This window comes from Hymenobacter persicinus (assembly GCF_004167665.1).
GTDB classification, from domain to species: domain Bacteria; phylum Bacteroidota; class Bacteroidia; order Cytophagales; family Hymenobacteraceae; genus Hymenobacter; species Hymenobacter persicinus.
Window position 1 is genome coordinate 102,764 of the sequence record NZ_SEWE01000006.1, and the last position, 17,103, is coordinate 119,866.

A 17,103-nucleotide genomic window follows, 5' to 3' on the forward strand; every position below is an offset into this window, starting at 1 on the left:
TAAATATAACATTTCCAATGCAGCTGCGAGTATTTGGGTTGGTATTCTGCCCCCGGGTTGGTGACTACGCACTAACTTAGCGGCCCGAAAGGCAGTATTCCGGTTTGCTAGCCCTTGGGGTAAGCACCACCACCCTAACAGACGCAATTCACTGTTTATTTGCTAGTTGCATTGTTCCATCAGGACCTTATACTAAACCAACGAAACGCTATTTAAACGGGGAATTAAGCCGACCTTGGTTTTGTGGTTTTTAAAACTTTATCTTTCGCAGTTTATTAACGCATCAGGTGCCCTGAAAACGAAAGTAAAGCATGAAAAAACCGGGTTTTTCGGAAACCTGTTCGCTCCTGCCGCGCTTCTGCTCTCAACCACCTTTCATCACCGGCCCACTCGGTATTTAATTCCCACATCTAACCCTTTTTCAATGAAACACCCTTACCTGCCGAAACTACTGTTTCTGCTGCTGTTCTTCTGTGCCGGCTTCACCGGCGCTTTCGCCCAGACTGGCTCCGTGAGCGGGCGGGTTGTGGATGAGAAAAGCCAAGGCATGCCCGGGGTGACGGTCCTGATCGAGGGTACCAGCCTCGGCAACTCGACGAACTCCGACGGCACCTTCTCTATCCTGAACGTGCCGGCTGGTCCGCACACGCTGGTCACGTCGTTTGTAGGTTACACCTCCCAGCGCATTCCCGTGACGGTAGTATCGGGCCAGAATGCCACGGTGGCGGGCATCACGCTCGGCGAAAACACCACCCTGCTCAGCGAGGCCGTAGTCGTGGGCTATGGCACCCAGCGCCGCCAGGACGTAACCAGCTCCATCACCACGGTTAGCTCCCGGGAGTTTGTGCAGGGTCAGATTACGACTCCGGAGCAGCTCATCAACGGCAAAGTGGCCGGCGTGCAGATTACCTCCAACAGCGGCCAGCCCGGCTCGGGCAGCACCATCCGCATCCGCGGGGGCTCCTCGCTGAACGCCAGCAACGACCCGCTGGTCATCATCGACGGCGTGCCAGTGGACAACAACGAGCTGAAGGGTGCTCCCAGCGCCTTGAGCCTGGTGAACCCCAACGACATCGAAACCTTCACGGTCCTGAAGGACGCCTCGGCTACGGCCATCTACGGCTCGCGCGCCTCGAACGGCGTTATTCTGATTACGACCAAAAAAGGCCTGCAGGGCGAGAAGACCCGGGTGAATTTCAACACCCAATTCTCAGTTTCGAAAAACTACAAGCAGACGGAAGTGCTGTCGGGCGACCAGATTCGTGCCATCGTGAACGAGAAGGGCACCGACGACCAGAAGGCGCTGGCGAACCTGTTTCCCGGCACCAACACCAACTGGCAGGACCAGATTTACCGCACCGCCAATACCAGCGACAACAACCTGAGCGTGACCGGCAGCGCCGGCAAGCTCCCTTACCGCGCCTCGGTGGGCTACCTCACCCAGCAGGGCTTGCTCAAAACCAACGACCTGAAGCGTAACTCGGTGTCGCTGGGCCTCACTCCGGTGCTGCTCGACGGCAATCTGAAGGTGGACCTGAACGTGAAGGGCTCCTGGGTTGACAACAACTACGCCGACCAGGGTGTAGTAGGTACCGCAACCTTCTTCGACCCGACCAAGCCAGTATTTGCCCCGGGCGCCGGCTACGCCGCCTACGGAGGCTACTACCAGCCCCTCGACCTGACCTCGACCACGGGCGGCCTCGTGGGCCTGGCCCCGACCAACCCGGTAGCTCGTCTGGAGCAGCGCCGCGACCGGAGCACCATCAAACGGAGCATCGGCAACGTGCAGCTTGATTACAAGATGCCTTTCCTGACCGACCTGCGCGCCAACCTGAACCTGGGCTACGACATCTCCCGCAGCAACGGCACCACCTTCGTACCGGCCATTGCCGCTTCCGAGATTAACCGCAAGGGCGTAAACGACCATTACTCGCAGAGCCGCGACAACAAGCTGCTCGAATTCTACCTCAATTACTCCAAGCAGCTGCCCAACGACCTGGGTCGCCTCGACCTGCTGGCCGGTCACTCCTACCAGGATTTCCGCCGCAACACGCCCTTCCAGCAGGCTTACCAGGCTGATGGCCAGCTGGTGTCGACCAAGTCGGGCTTTGACGCTTACTCCCGGAACGTGCTCATCTCGTTCTACGGCCGTCTGAACTACAACTACAAGGACCGCTACCTGGTGACGGCCTCGCTGCGGAACGACGCTTCTTCCCGCTTTGCCAAGTCGGTGCGCAACGGCCTGTTCCCAGCCGTATCGGCGGCCTGGCGGGTGAAGGGCGAGGACTTCCTGGCCAACAACACGCTGATTTCGGACCTGAAGTTCCGCGTCAGCTACGGCGTAACGGGTCAGCAGGATATCGTTGGCAATGACTACCCCTCGCTGGCTAACTACAATCCCGGGGAAAGCACGGTAGGCTACCAGTTCGGTGGTATCTACTACCCCACGCTGCGCATCAGCCCCTACGATACCAACATCAAGTGGGAGGAAACCAAGACCTACAACGCGGGTCTGGACTATGGCATCCTCGATAACCGCCTGGTGGGTACCGTGGACGTGTACCTGCGCAAAACCAATGATCTGATTGCGCTCATCACGGCCCGGGCCGGCACCAACTTCTCGAACCAGTTCTTCACCAACGCCGGTAACCTCGAAAACCGCGGCTTGGAGCTGGGCCTGACCGGCCAAGTGGTACGCAGCACCGACATCAACTGGACGCTGAACGCCAACGCCACCCTGAACCGCAACAAAATCACCAACCTCGGTCAGGAATCGGCTAACGCCGGCCCCGGCAACCGTTTTGAAGGCATCGACGGCGGTACCGGCAACAACATCAAGGTAAACACCGCCGGTTATCCGGTCGGCTCCTACTACGTGTACCAGCAGGTGTACGAGAACGGCAAGCCCGTACTGGACAAGTACGTAGACCGCAACAACGACGGCCAGATCAACGAGCAGGACTTGTACCGCTACCACTCGGCGGCTCCCAAGGCCACCTACGGTCTGAGCTCCAACCTGTCGGTTCACAAGGCCACGCTGGCCTTCACGCTGCGCTCCTACCAGAAGAACTACGTGTACGACAACGTCCGGTCCAACAACTCCTACTACACCAACGTGCTGCAGGCTCAGCCCTTCCTGGGCAACGCCACGCCGGAGCTGCTCAACAGCCAGTTTGCCGCCCCCGGCGAAAAGACGCGCCTGTCGGACTACTGGGTTCACGATGCCTCCTTCATCCGGATGGATAACATCACCCTGGGCTACGATTTCGGCAGCCTGATCCAGGAGTCCACGAACCTTCACCTGACCTTCGCTGTTCAGAACGTATTCACCGTCACCAAGTACAAAGGCCTTGACCCCGAGATTTTTAACGGTCTCGACAAGAACCTGTACCCCCGTCCGCGTACCTTCACGGTAGGCCTCAATTTTGGTCTCTAAAACTTCCCATCCGATGAACAGAACTATTACCCAGGGCCTGACGGTGGCTTCGCTCACCGCAGCTCTGCTTTTCGGTACCACTTCCTGTATGAAGGATCTGGACCAGGAGCCCAAATTCGGCCTCAACACGGCGACCATCTACAGCAACCCGGTTCTGCAGAAGCAGGTACTGGCCAAGCTTTACGGCGGTCTGCACCTGACGGGCCTTAAGCCTTCCGACGATCCGGACCCCGAAGTACGCGGGGCCGACCAAGGTGCAACCTCCTACCTGCGGCTGCTCTGGAAAATGGAAGAGCTGACCTCCGACGAGGCCGCTGTAGCTTGGACCGACGGTTCTATCCAGGCCCTGAACACCTCGCAGTGGTCGTCCAGCAACGACTTCGTGCAGGCTATGTACGACCGGATCTACTTCCAGATTGCCTCGACCAACGAGTACATCCGGGAGATGAGTGACGACAAGCTCAGCAGCCGTGGCATCACCGGTGGTGATTTGACCAATGCCCGCTACTACCGCGCCGAAGCCCGCTTCCTGCGCGCGCTGAGCTACTACCACGCCCTGGACATGTACGGCAACGTACCGTTCGTGACGGAAAACGACCTGCCGGGCAAAGACTTGGTGCCCCAGCAGAAAAGCCGGGCTGCTCTGTTCAGCTACGTCGAGACGGAGCTCAAGGACATCGAAGGCCTAATGACGCCGGCCCACGCGGCCGAGTATGGCCGGGCCGACCAGGCAGCCGTCTGGACGCTGTTGGCTAAGCTGTACCTGAATGCCAAAGTATACACCGGTATCGAGCACAACGCGGACGTTATTACCTACTGCGACAAAATCCTGAAGGCCGGCTACACGCTGGCGCCGGAGTACCGCCTGTTGTTCTTGGCCGACAACGACGTGAAGGCTAAAAACGAAATCATCCTGCCGGTTGTCTGCGACGGCACCCGCAGCCAGAGCTACGGCGCTACCACGTTCCTGGTGCACGCCGCCTCGGGTGGGTCGTTGCAGCCCGTAGCCATGGGCATCACCAACGCCTGGAGCGGAATCCGCGCCAAGAAAAATCTGCCCCTGAGCTTCGGCCTGAGCACGGCCGCTGACGCGGCTAACCCAGCCGACAAGCGCGCCATCTTCTTCACGACCCGGCAAAACCTGGAAATGAACAGCCTTATCGTGTTCCGCGACGGCTGGGCAGTGACCAAGTTCAAAAACCTGCAGTCGGATGGCAAGCCCAGCCCTACCGCAGACCCAACCGGAACTTTCGCCGATACGGACTTCCCTCTCTTCCGCCTCGGCGACGTGTACCTGATGTACGCCGAAGCCAAAATGCGTATGGGTCAGACCACCGACCCAACGGCCCTGAACTACGTCAACATGCTGCGCCGCCGCGGCTACGGCTTCGACATGAACCAGCCGAACGCCGTTTCGGACGTTAGCACGCTCACCGAAGCCTTTATGCTTGCCGAGCGCGGCCGCGAAATGTACTGGGAAGCCCAGCGCCGGACCGACCTGATCCGCTTTGGCGTGTATACCAGCTCGACCTATCTGTGGCCTTGGAAGGGCAACGTGCAGGCCGGTACGGGCCTGGAGCCCTACCGGACCCTGTTCCCCCTGCCGGTTTCCGACCTGTCGGCTAACCCCTCGCTGAAGCAGAACGACGGCTACTAGCCCTGACTGACACAAGCATAAAAAAAGCCTTCCCTCAGGAAGGCTTTTTTTATGCCCCTGCTGCAAATCCGCCAGCAGTGCCCAGCCGCTAACGATGTTTCGTGCTGGGTTAGCTGCCTAAGCACTGTACCTAGGTTTTTGCACCCAACCACCGGACCATACTGCTGGCCCGCAGGAGCAAGTAGTGCGGGCAATGCCTTCTGGTGTTCGAGCCAATCTTACGCACTTCCCAGGGCGTGTTCCTCCCGCAGTTGGTCTAGGGTCGGGCTAGTCTTGCCTTGCGGGCTGCAGGCGACGCGCTGGCCTTACCGCTTGGGTTCCTTATAGATGGCAGGGTCGTAGTCACACGCAGCAGCCTGTTCGGCCCGTGCCCAACTGCGCGTTTGCCGGCGTGCGGAGGGTAGAGCTCATTTCGGGGCCGTTGCCTTCTTCCGGATAAGGCACAAAAAAAGCCCGCTGCTGGGCAGCGGGCTTTTTAGTGGCAGCAGGAATGCTTACAGCAGTACTACTTTGCGCGTAGCGGTCATTTCGCCAACCTTCACCTTCACCATGTAGGTGCCAGCGGCAACGTCCTGGGTGCTCAGGCCCACATTGTGGAAACCAGCCGATTTCACGCCGTCCTGGAGCGTGCGTACCGTGCGGCCCATCAGGTCGGTCAGCGTTACGTTCACAGCCTGGGCGCGGTCCAGTACCTGGTAGGTAACCGTAGCCTTATCGGAAGATGGGTTCGGGAATACGCTCATGGCGACAGCGGCCTCAGCGGCGCTGCGGTTGCTGAGTACTACCACGTTGAAGGCAGCCGACTGCACACCCGTCTCCTGGGTGAAGTCCGGGCTGTTTTCGAGGTTCGACGTGTTGCCGGGGATTTCCGGAATCACGTCCGACGACCAGTAGCCGGTGTTGCTGACGTAGCCAGCAAACAGGCGTACTACGTTGGCACCGGAAGGCAGGCCCAGGGCCGCGCGGTCCAGCTCAATTTCCCAGCCGTAGGAGCCGGCGCCACCGCCGTTGGTGTTGCCGGGGTTGGTGGTGATTTTGCCGTCGGTGGTACCACGGTAAGCCATGCGGGTCCCGTTGAACATGGCGAAGTTACCGGTAGCTCCGGCAATGGTTACGGCCGCGCCGGTAGCGGTCAGGGCGGGAGCCAGCTGGGCAGCCGAGCCAGCCGTGGCCGAGGTGTACACTACAGCCTGGGGGCTGAACGAGGTCAGAGACTCGCCTTTCAGAGCCAGGCCGGCGTCGGTCTGCTGGTCCATGATGGTACCGGTGATGCCGGCGCCTTCAAACATCGTGGTGCCAGGGCCCGTGGCAGCGGGCAGGCCGGTACCGGTTGGAACCCCCGTTTTGTTGGGCAGGTCCATGTAGATCTGCAAGCCGTTGCCGTTGGCTTCGGGCGTGCCGGCCAGGGCAATGTAAAGCTTGGTAGCCGAGTTGGCGCCGTACATGCGCAGCAGACCCCAGTCGCCGAAACCGGCGGGGTGCGCTAACGAAAAGGCACCCAGCGAAACGTAGCGGCCGGAGTTGGCAGCCCCGATTTCGCCGGCGCTCATCACACCGTCGACCGTGATTTGAGCCTGAGCTTCAAACGAGGCAGCCGACAGCAGGCCCAGGGCCGCGAGGGTAAAGATTTTTTTCATTGGTGTGGGGTTGAAAAAAAGGGGGTGAAATAAGAGGATGTGTGAATCGTGGGGTACCGCCGAGCCGCTGAATAACGGGCGACCCTGAGGCCAATACGGGAGACAAAGAAAAGTGTTATGAGTGACTATTCACTAACCGGAGGCATAAATTTCTTGCGTAATTTATTTCGACATTTCCCGCTCCTGCTGCGCTGCTGCCGTCACCGGGGGCGGCGGGCCGGGCCACGTGGCGAATAATTGCGGCCTAAGCCCTAGATTGCAGCCCCGCCGTACGCTGAGCTGCCGCCTGCCGCACCTTTTACCCCGTGCCGCCGCCGCTGGCTGCCCCCGGCTGCGGGCCCTTCGGAACTCCTAACTCACTTCTTCTTTCCTATGGTCATTATTGCCGACGGCGGCTCAACCAAAACCAACTGGTGCCTTATCGACGACGAGGGCACCCGCATCTATTTCAACACCGAAGGCTACAACCCCGACTTTGTGGGTACGGACGCCATCCTGGCCTCGCTGCGGCAAAACCTGCCCGACACTCTGGCCCAGGACCGCATTACGGAGGTGCACTACTACGGCGCCGGCATTTCGTCGGCCAAGAAGGCGGAAATTGTGGCCGCCGCCATGCGCCAGGTGTTCACTCAGGCCAAGGTCTACGTCGACCACGACCTGCTGGCCGCGGCCCGGGCCCTGCTGGGCGTAGGCTCGGGCTTTGCTGCCATCCTGGGCACGGGCACCAACAGCTGCCTCTACGACGGCCAGAAAATCACCTACAGCGTGGACTCGCTGGGCTACTTCCTCGGTGACGAAGGCAGCGGCTCGTTTATCGGCAAGCGCCTGCTGCGCGACTACCTGCGCAACCTGCTGCCCGACGGCCTGCAGGAGGCTTTCCGCGACACTTACAAGCTCACCCGCGACGAGGTCATTGACCGGCTCTACAACCAGCCCCTGCCCAACCGCTTTCTGGCCAGCTTCGCCAAGTTTGCCTACGACCACAACAACGTGAGCTACTGCCGCGAAATCGTGCTCGACGGCTTCGAGACATTCTTCCAGAACCTGGTAATGCACTACCCCACCTACCAGAACTACACGTTCAACTGCATCGGCTCGGTGGGCTACAACTTCCGCGACGCGCTGGCCCAGGTGGCCAAGAGCCACGACATGGAAGTGGGCAAAATCATCCGCTCCCCCATCGACGACCTCGTGGACTACCATACCATCCTGACCAAGTAACTTGGCCGGCCAAGGCATAAAAAAAGCGACCTGAACTCAGGTCGCTTTTTTTATGCCTTGCGGGTACGCTTAGTGCTGCACCAGTAAGCGGATGGTCTGCTGCTGCTCGCCAGCCTGCAGGCGCACCAGGTACACGCCGTTGGCTAGCCCGGCCACGGGCAGTTTTAGCTCGTGGGCTCCGCTGCCCTGCCGCCCGAGTTCCACGGGGGCCTGGGCGGTGGCCCCCAGCAGGTTCGTCACCGATACGTGCACCGGCGAGGCGGCCGTCAGGGTGTAAAATACCGTGGCTACGCCGGCAACCGGGTTGGGCGCGGCACTCAGGCTCAGGTTGGCGGCCGTGGCGCGGCGCGGGGTGGTGCCGAGCACCACGGAAGCAGGCAGCTTCACCCGGCGCGAGGTATAGACGGCGTACTCCCCGGCCCGCAGGGGCAGGCGGGCATCCACATTGGTGACCGTGATACTGTCGCCGCGCAGGTAGTTGTACCACTTGCCGGGGGCCTGGAAGCCGGGCAACACGCTGTCGGCCACCACGCCGAAGTTACCCACGACCACCACGTTCATGCTCGGGTCGGTGATGCGGATGGTCTTGATGTTAGTACGGCCACCCACGGAGAACGTGCGCGACTCAAACGCGGGCTCCTGCACGCGCAGGGCAGCCAGGGCGGCGTACACGTTGTAGAGGCGACGACGGGCCGGCTCAGCCTGGTAGTTCCAGCGGATGGGCTTGGCACCGGTGCGGCCGTTGAAGTTGATGCTCACGTCGTAGCCCAGCTCCCCAAACTGCCAGATCATCTTCGGGCCGGGAATAGTGAGGTGGAAGGCAGCGGCCATTTCGGCCCGGGCCAGGGCCACAGGCAGGTCCCGCACGTTATAGTCGGGGTTGGTGGCGTTACCGGCCGTCAGGGCCGACACCATCAGGCGCTCCTCGTCGTGGCTTTCCATGTAGCTGACCAGGTTGGGCTCCTGAAACTGCCGGTTTTGGTAGCTGGAGCTGACCAGGTTGGAGCTGGCGCCGTTGCCCTTGATGGCTTCGGTGTAGGCGCCGTTCATGTTGCCCCAGAGCATTAGCCCCGCGTCGGCCAGTACTTTCTCCTCGGTACCGGCGGCGAAGTGCTCCAGAATCGGGTACAGCGTCGGGTCAACCGATTTCATGAAGTTATAGTAGTCGAGCCAGATATTGATGCGCGACTGGTCGTAGGCACTCCACTGGCCCACGTCGGAGCCGGAGTTGGTCTGGGTGAAGCCCTTGCTGAGGTCGAAACGGTAGCCGTCGACGTGGTATTCCTGCAGCCAGAAGGCCATGACCTGCTTGGCGAAGTACTTGGTGAAGGGCGACTCGTGGTTGAAGTCGTAGCACACGTTGAAGGGGTGCGTGGCCGTGCGGTTAAACCAGGGCGAGTTGGTCGAGGGGTTGCCGCCGTCGAAGTACATCTGCACCATCGGGCTCTGGCCGCAGGAGTGGTTGAGCACCATGTCGAGCACCACGGCAATGCCGCGGCGGTGAGCCTCGTCGATGAAGCGCTTCAGGGCGTCCTTGGTGCCGTAGTACTTGTCGGGAGCGAAGTAGAACGAAGGGTTGTAGCCCCAGGAGTCGTTGCCCTCAAACTCGTTGACGGGCATCAGCTCGATGCAGTTTACGCCCAAGCGCTTGAGGTAGCTCAGCGTGTCGGTCAGGGTCTGGTAGTCGTGGCGGGCCACAAAGTCGCGCAGGTGCAGCTCATACACCACCAGGTCGGTGCGCTTGGGGCGCTGGAAGTTATTGACCTGCCACTGGTAGGTGGGCTGGTTGGTTTGCAGCACCGACACGATGCCGGTGGTGGCGCCCGTGGGGTAAGCTTTAAGGTTAGGATACGTCACGGCCGGAATAAACCGGTCGTTGTTGGGGTCCAGCACCTTCTCCGAAAACGGGTCGGCCACGCGCAGGTAGCCGTCGACGAGGAACTGGTAGGCGTACTCCTGGCCGGGGGTCAGGCCGTTGAGCTGCACCCACCAGCGGCCGTTGGCGGCGTCGGTTTCGGGCGTGCGGTTCATGAAGCCCGCGTTGGCCAGCTGCCAGTTGTTGAACTCGCCGATGGCGTACACAAACTCCTTGCCCGGGGCCGAGAAGCTCAGAATGGCCGAGGTGCCGCCGGGCAGGTAGGTGATGCCGTCTTTTTTGGCCCCGGCCGGCAGGGCAGCCACCGTCACGACGGGCCGCGGAATCAGCTGCAGCTCGGTGAAGGCCGAGGTGGTGCCGTTGGAGGCCGTCAGGCGCAGGGTGCTGGTGCCGGGCTGGGTCAGGGTTACGTTGGTCGTAATCGAGGTGGCGTTGTTGACTTGGGCAATCTGGGAGCCGTTGAGCGTGAGCGTGAGCGTGGCCGGAATGGCCGAGGTGCCCGTCACGGAAAAGGGCGTGTTAGCGGCCACAATCACCGGGTTGCCGTTGGGCACGGGGTTGGTGAAGCGCACGTCGAAGATGTTCTGGGCTACGTCGACGAAGATGTCGCCGGCCGGACCGCGGCCCACCTTGCTGCCGTCGCCGCTGCGGAAAATCATGCCCAGGCGCAGAATCTGCTCATTGGCCGGCACCGGGTAAAAGGAGCGCGGGGTGAGCGTGATGCGGTACAGGTTGGGGTTGTTGGAGTCGCGCGTCATGAGCGCGGCCGGGTCGGGCGTCGTAAACGAGGGGCTCTTCACGTGGCGCCACTGCACGTTGGAGGTGCTCAGGTTAGTCACCACGCCGGTCCAGATATAGACGTCGCCGGTGTAGTTGGCCAGCTCGGCATTACCCTGGGTGGCGTCAAAAATCAGCGTCACGGGGTCGGTTTCGCGGAAGCTGGTGGGCTGGGTCGTCACGACCTGGGCCCGGGCCGCGGGCAGCCCGGCCAGCAGCAACAGCAGGCCCAGCAGGAGTCGGAGTGTTTTCATGAAGATGGTGGGAAAGGAGAAAAATAGAAGCGTGAAAATATTACGCAACAAAAACGGCGTGAGGCGGCGGTAAAAACCGAGCTTAAAGGTACGCAACATTCTCTGCGGCAGCCAAGCCGGCCCGTGCTTTTGTTCGTAGCTTTGGCGCCCCGGCTCCCGCAGTAGCCGCCGATGCATGAGAGCAGTTTTTCGTTTTTCCGGGGTGCTTAAATCGGGGCGGCGGGCAGTGGCCGCCGCGCTGCTGGCCCTGCCGCTCCCGGGTCTGGCGCAGTCGGTGCTACCGGCTCCGCTGGCCGCCGCCCCGCTGTCCTCGGCTGCCGCGCCGGGCCGCATCGGGCATTGGCCGGCTACCACCCGGCGCTGGGAGCCGGCGGCAGCCTCGCCCCTGTTCACCACCACTGACTCCTCGACGCTGAGTCGCCGCCTGCCCCTGCTGGCCGGTGGGCTGGCCGTCACGTACACGGGGCTGCTCTACGTGCTCGACCAGGGCTGGTACACCGGGGAGCGAAGCCAGTTTCACTGGTTCAACGACCTGCCCGAGTGGAAGCAGCTCGACAAGGCCGGCCACTTCTGGGGCGCCTTCCACGAAAGCCGCGGAGCCGTGGACATGTTGCGCTGGGCGGGCGTACCCGACCGCCGCGCGCTGTGGTACGGGGGCCTGGTGGGCTTCGTGCTCCAGAGCCCCATCGAGTACTTCGACGGCCACGACCCGGCCTACGGGGCCTCGGCCACCGACCTGGCCGCCAACTTCCTGGGCTCGGCGGGCCTGATGGCCCAGCAGCTGGCCTGGAACGAGGTGCGCCTGATGCCCAAGTACTCGTTTCACACCACCCGCTACGCCAAGCTCCGGCCCAACGTGCTGGGCAAATCGTTGGGCGAGCAGTACCTGAAGGATTACAACGGCCACACCTACTGGGTCTGCGCCGACCTGGCCGCCTGGCTGAAGCCGGAAAGCCGGTGGCCGAAGTGGCTGCAGCCCGCCGTGGGCTACGGGGCCCAGCAGATGGTCTTCAACGACCGGGACGCCAACGCCGCGCTGGGCCTGCACGCTTACCGCCAATATTACCTCAGCTTCGACGTAAACCTGATGCGCATTCCGACCCGCAGCAAGCTGCTGAAGCGGGTTTTCTACGTGGCCAGCATCTTTCACCTGCCCGCCCCGGCCCTGGAGTACAACTCCCAACGCGGCTTCGTGATGCACGGGCTCTACTATTAATATTAAAGCCAAGGAAAATAACGGGCGCCAAGCGGCCGGAACTGCTCCGCTCCTGACGGTTTTCTTTACCGGAACCCGGCGGCCCGCTATGGGCCAAAATTCTTCGCCGTCGGCCGGCCGGGGCTATTCTGCGTACCTTTACCGGGCTGGGGCGCGCTTCGACGCCGCCCGTTCAGCCTTTCAGATTCAACATCCAGCATTACAGATATGAACGTAGGAGACCGGGTCCGCCTGCTCACTGGCCGCGAGGAAGGCATCGTCACGCGCCTGCTCGACAACGACCTCGTGGAGGTGGCCATCGACAATGATTTCACCATTCCAGTGCTGCGCCGCGAAGTGGTGGTAGTGGCCGCCGAGGAGCGCAAAGCCTTCGGGCAGAGCGCCAGTTCGGTAGCCGCCGAGAAAAAGGCCGCGGCCAGCGGGGCCGCCCGCGCCGCCCAGGCCAACAAGCCCGCCGCCACCGCCCAGAAGCCTGCCGAGAGTCCGCCCACGGCGGCAGCGCCCAAAGCGGCCCCGGTGCAGAAAGGCCTGTACCTAGCCCTGATTCACCAGTCGCCGGAGCTGCTGGCCCTGCACCTGGTCAACCACACCGACCGGGACGTGCTGTTCACCTACGGCGAGGAAACGGCCGAAAAGTACCGGGCCCTGGCCGCCGACAAGCTGCCCGCCAAAACGGCCAGCAAGCCCCTGGGGCACTGGCACCTCAAGGACTTCGACAAGTGGCCCGCCTCGGTGTTTCAGCTCCTGCCCCACCAGCTGAACGACTCGACGCCCTACGAGCTGCTGACCAAGCGGGTGCAGTTCCGGGCCGCCAGCTTCTACACCAGCCGCCAGCCCAACGTGCCGGTGCTCCAGCGCGAGGCCTACCTGTTTCAGCTCGACGAGAAGCCCGCCGCCCCGGCCGTGGTAGCCCCCGATAAGCTGGCCGAAACCCTGCAGCAGCAGCTCAGCGGCAACGCGCCCGCCAAGCCCGCCGCCGTAGCTCCGCCGCCCGTCCCGGCCAAGGCCATTACGGCCCCGCCCCACGAAGTCGACCTGCACCTGGAAGCCCTGCGCCCCGAGGCCGCCACCGAGGAGCCGCTCAGCAACACGGCCATTCTCAAGCTCCAGCTCGACGCCTTTGAGGATACCCTGAGCCGGGCCCTGGCCACCAACATGCACGAAATCGTGTTTATCCACGGCTCCGGCAACGGCACCCTGCGCAAGGAGCTCCACAAGCTGCTCAGCCGCAACAAGGACATCAAGTTCTTCGAGGATGCCCGCAAGGAAAAGTTCGGCTACGGCGCCACGCTGGTGCGGCTGAAGTAAGCCCGGGTTGCGGGCCCGCGGCCCGTCAGTTTTTTCCCAGCAAAGCCCCGGCGGATAAAAACGTCGGGGCTTTTTGTCGTAACAACGCTTTCTTCGCCTTCCCAGTCCAGTTCGTTGAGCCCCGCAGGGCCAGCGTATGACCCGCCTTCCATGTCCGCACTTTCCGCCCAGCCGCTTACCGTCACGCTGCCCGACCACCGTCGGCTGGGCCTCACGCGCTACGGTAACCCGGCCCACCCGGCCGTTATTTTCCACCACGGCTACGCTTCCTCGGGCTTGTCGGTGCCCCCGTGTCCGCAGCTGCTCACCGAGCTGGGCGTGCAGGTGCTGGCTCCCGACCGACCCGGCGCCGGGCAGTCGGACGTGGACGAGCACCTGACGCTGGCCTCGTTTGCGGCCGACGTCCTCTTTGCCGTGGAGGAGCTGGGCGTGCCGGGGCGGCTGGGCATCACGGGTTGGTCGGCGGGGGCTCTCTACGCCCTGGCCCTGGCGGCCCACGACCCGACCCAGGTCGGCCCGGTGCACCTGCTCAGCTCCATCCTGCCCTTCGGCGACCCGGCGGCCTACGAGGAATTTACGGTGGGCTGGAAGGCGGTGCGCTACCTCAACGAGTATCTGCCGGCCCTGGGCAAGCTGGCCTTCGCCGAAATCAGCGCCCAGTGGCAGCGCGACCCGGACGCGACCATCGACCACTACCTGAAGCTGATTTTCGGCCCGCCCGAGCAGGTAGTAGGATTTGAACCGGCGAACCGGGCCCTGCTCCGCGACGCGGCCGTGCAGGGCTTTGCCCACGACGGCCAGGGCGTGTACTTCGACAGCCGGGCCATCTGCCAGCCCCTGCCTTTTGCCCTGGCCTCCATCCAGGCGCCCACCACCATCTGGCACGGCGACGCCGACACCATCTGGCCCCCGGCGAGCCTGCATTACCTGACTGAACGCATTCCCCAGGCCCAGATGCGCATGTTGCCTGGCGAGGGCCACATGCTGTATCTACGCCACTGGGAAGCTATTTTGCGGCAGATGCGGGCCGAAATGAGCTGAGGCCGCTAAGCTTGAAAAACGGCCGCAGCACCAATGCCAGCGGCTATTGTACCCTGCTAATTTCATCTTTTAAAACGAGGTACATACATGTACCTTTTACCTAATGTAGCTCAACGTAGGGTACAAGAGCTTCCCGCGCTCCGTACTCGCTCCGTGCAGCCTCGGGCTCCACGGCGTTACTTTGCAGAAATTCTCCACTAGTATATGACTTCCAAGCTTCTTGCCGCCCTGCTCCTGGTTAGCGCGCCCGTGCTGGCCCAGCAAACCCTGCCCGTCCCGCTCAACCTGCAGGCGACCTACGCCAAGGGCACCCGCAGCCCCGACGGCCTGCCCGGCCCTAAGTATTGGCAAAACACCGCCGACTACGATATCAACGTCAGCTTCGACCCGGGTACGCGCCTAGTGAAGGGCACCGTGGATATCACCTACCTCAACAACAGCCCCGACTCGCTCCGGCAGATCTGGTTTAAGCTCTACCCCAACTACTACCAAAAGGGCGTGGCCCGGGCCTCCTCCATCAAGCCCGAGGATGTGGGTGAGGGCGTGCAGATTCAGCAGCTCAGCATCAACGGGGAGGCCTCGGACGTGGCCAAGCTGCGCATCGACGGGACGAATATGCCGGTGAGTCTGCGCCGGGCCCTGGGGCCGAAGCAGTCGGCCAAGGTGAGCGTGGCCTACTCCTACGTGCTCAACAAAGGCTCCCACATGCGCACCGGGGAGGTGGAGGAAAACGCCGACTTCGTGGCCTACTTCTTCCCCCGCATTGCCGTCTACGACGACATCGACGGTTGGAACCGGTTTGCCTACAACGGCAGCCAGGAGTTCTACAACGACTTCGCCAACTTCCGCGCGGCCGTCACGGTGCCCCGCAACTTCGTGGTCTGGGCTACCGGCGAACTGCAGAATACCGACCAGGTGCTGACGAAAAAGTACGCCAAGCGCCTGCGCGACGCCGAAAAGAAGGACGGCTACGTGACCATCATCGAGGCCGCCGACCTGGCCCGCCAGGACGTGACGGCCGCCAACGCCCAGAACACCTGGCGGTTTGAGGCTAAAAACGTGACCGACTTCGTGTTTGCCACCACCGACCACTACGTCTGGCAGGCCACGAGCCTCGTGGTCGACCCGGCCACCAAGCGCCGCACCCGCGTCGATGCCGTGTATAATCCCAAGCACAAGGACTTCGAGGAAGTGGCCCAGTTCGGGCGCCGCACCGTGGAAGCCATGAGCTACACGTTTCCGAAGTGGCCCTTCCCCTACTCCCACGAAACCGTGTTCGACGGCCTCGACCAGATGGAGTACCCGATGATGGTCAACGACAACCCGCTCGACAAGCGCGAGGACGTCATCACCCTTACCGACCACGAGATTTTCCACACCATGTTCCCCTTCTACATGGGCGTAAACGAAACCAAGTACGGCTGGATGGACGAGGGCTGGGCCACCATCGGCGAGTGGCTGATTTCGCCCCTGATTGACCCCAAGATGGTGGACGAGTATGGCGTGGAGCCCTACGCCCGCGCCGCGGCCACGGAGGTCGACGTGCCCATCACCACGCTCAGCACCCAGCAGACCGGCACCGCGTTTTTCCTGAACTCCTACCCCAAGCCCGGCCTGGGCTACCTCTACGTGAAGGACATGCTCGGCGACGAGCTATTTACCAAGGCTCTGCACACCTACATCCGCAACTGGAACGGCAAGCACCCGATGCCCTACGACTTCTTCAACTCGATGAACGCCGGGGCCGGCCAAAACCTGAACTGGTTCTGGCAGCGCTGGTTTTTCGACAACGGCTACCCCGACCTGGCCCTGCAGAACGTAACGCCCCAGAATATCGTGGTCCAAGCCAAAGGCACCAAGCCCGTGCCCGTGGACCTGCTCATCACCTTCGCCGACAACACCACCCAGAAAATCCACCGCTCGGTAGCCGTCTGGCAGGCCGGCAACACCACCGTCACGGTGCCCGTGGAAGGCGGCAAAGCCGTGAAGCGCGTGGTGCTGGGCAGCACCTACGTGCCGGACAACAACAAGGCGGACAACGTGTGGGAGGGGAAGTAAAAGGTCAGTTAAAGCGAAAAAGATGCTTAGAACAACTCAAAAGAGAAAAAACATATGCTGCATTGAGGGGCACTGGGATGAAGATAATTTTAGGAACACGGCTAGTATAAAAGGCGCATTGGACTTACTTAGAGACAACGAGGACGTCCTTTATGAACACCGCAAGTGCTCAACGTTGGTTGAAGCCGTGCGCATAGTATCGGAATTCTGCAAGGCTGAATATAAGAGCTTTGGTATAATATACTTTGCTACGCATGGCATACAGTCTTGTACTCGTTTTGATGGAAGGGATATCAGTCTATCTGAACTTGCCGATGCATTAGCTGGAAAACTCAATCGGAAAATCGTGCACTTTGGCAGCTGTGAAACGCTAGATGTTCGCAAGAATCATCTGAACGACTTTCTTATAAGGACTGGTGCAATAGCGGTATCCGGTTATACAACCCAGATAGATTTTCTAAAGAGCACTGTGCTTGACCTACTCTATTTTCAATTATGTCAGGATACTACATCGGTAGAAAAAATAAGACAAGCTATGAAGCAGCACTATGGTTCGTTTAGTCGTGAACTAGGGTTTAGAATGGAGTTTAATTCTAATTTCAATGTTTGATTTAGAAAGACG

The 17,103-nt window shown here is 61.5% G+C and carries 10 protein-coding genes; 8 read left to right on the forward strand and 2 right to left on the reverse strand.

The genetic code is table 11. The features are described 5' to 3' along the window. Positions 1–424 precede the first annotated feature (424 nt). Complete coding sequence (locus tag EWM57_RS04610; RefSeq protein WP_129919961.1) at positions 425–3,436, forward strand: SusC/RagA family TonB-linked outer membrane protein; 3,012 nt, start codon at positions 425–427, stop codon at positions 3,434–3,436. Positions 3,437–3,449: 13 nt separating this feature from the next. After that, positions 3,450–5,093, forward strand: coding sequence for a RagB/SusD family nutrient uptake outer membrane protein (locus EWM57_RS04615; protein ID WP_129919962.1), 1,644 nt, complete (start codon positions 3,450–3,452; stop codon positions 5,091–5,093). Between the two features lie 494 nt (positions 5,094–5,587). Here the strand turns inward: EWM57_RS04615 and EWM57_RS04620 are convergent, their stop codons facing one another. Continuing rightward, entirely contained in the window at positions 5,588–6,730 is a 1,143-nt protein-coding gene (locus EWM57_RS04620; protein WP_129919963.1) for a T9SS type A sorting domain-containing protein, read from the reverse strand. A 372-nt stretch (positions 6,731–7,102) separates the two neighbouring features. Here EWM57_RS04620 and EWM57_RS04625 point away from each other — a divergent pair, with 372 nt between their 5' ends. Then, positions 7,103–7,951: a BadF/BadG/BcrA/BcrD ATPase family protein gene (locus EWM57_RS04625; protein ID WP_129919964.1), complete on the forward strand. Its 849-nt coding sequence runs from the start codon at positions 7,103–7,105 to the stop codon at positions 7,949–7,951. A 69-nt stretch (positions 7,952–8,020) separates the two neighbouring features. On the opposite strand, the gene EWM57_RS04630 is transcribed toward EWM57_RS04625, so the two are convergent. Next, complete coding sequence (locus tag EWM57_RS04630) at positions 8,021–10,858, reverse strand: DUF4961 domain-containing protein (protein ID WP_129919965.1); 2,838 nt, start codon at positions 10,856–10,858, stop codon at positions 8,021–8,023. Positions 10,859–11,033: 175 nt separating this feature from the next. Between EWM57_RS04630 and EWM57_RS04635 the strand changes: the two genes are divergently transcribed. From EWM57_RS04635 to EWM57_RS21890, 5 genes are all read left to right on the forward strand, one after another. After that, positions 11,034–12,074, forward strand: coding sequence for a DUF2279 domain-containing protein (locus EWM57_RS04635; protein ID WP_129919966.1), 1,041 nt, complete (start codon positions 11,034–11,036; stop codon positions 12,072–12,074). Between the two features lie 207 nt (positions 12,075–12,281). Continuing rightward, positions 12,282–13,382: a Smr/MutS family protein gene (locus EWM57_RS04640; RefSeq protein WP_129919967.1), complete on the forward strand. Its 1,101-nt coding sequence runs from the start codon at positions 12,282–12,284 to the stop codon at positions 13,380–13,382. Between the two features lie 150 nt (positions 13,383–13,532). Then, positions 13,533–14,423, forward strand: a complete 891-nt coding sequence (locus EWM57_RS04645) for an alpha/beta fold hydrolase (RefSeq protein WP_129919968.1) — start codon at positions 13,533–13,535, stop codon at positions 14,421–14,423. 204 nt (positions 14,424–14,627) lie between these two features. Continuing rightward, on the forward strand, positions 14,628–16,481 hold the full coding sequence (locus tag EWM57_RS04650) for a M1 family metallopeptidase (RefSeq protein ID WP_129919969.1): 1,854 nt from the start codon (positions 14,628–14,630) through the stop codon (positions 16,479–16,481). Positions 16,482–16,503: 22 nt separating this feature from the next. After that, complete coding sequence (locus tag EWM57_RS21890; RefSeq protein WP_394345393.1) at positions 16,504–17,091, forward strand: DUF6642 family protein; 588 nt, start codon at positions 16,504–16,506, stop codon at positions 17,089–17,091. The last annotated feature ends 12 nt before the right edge of the window (positions 17,092–17,103 follow it).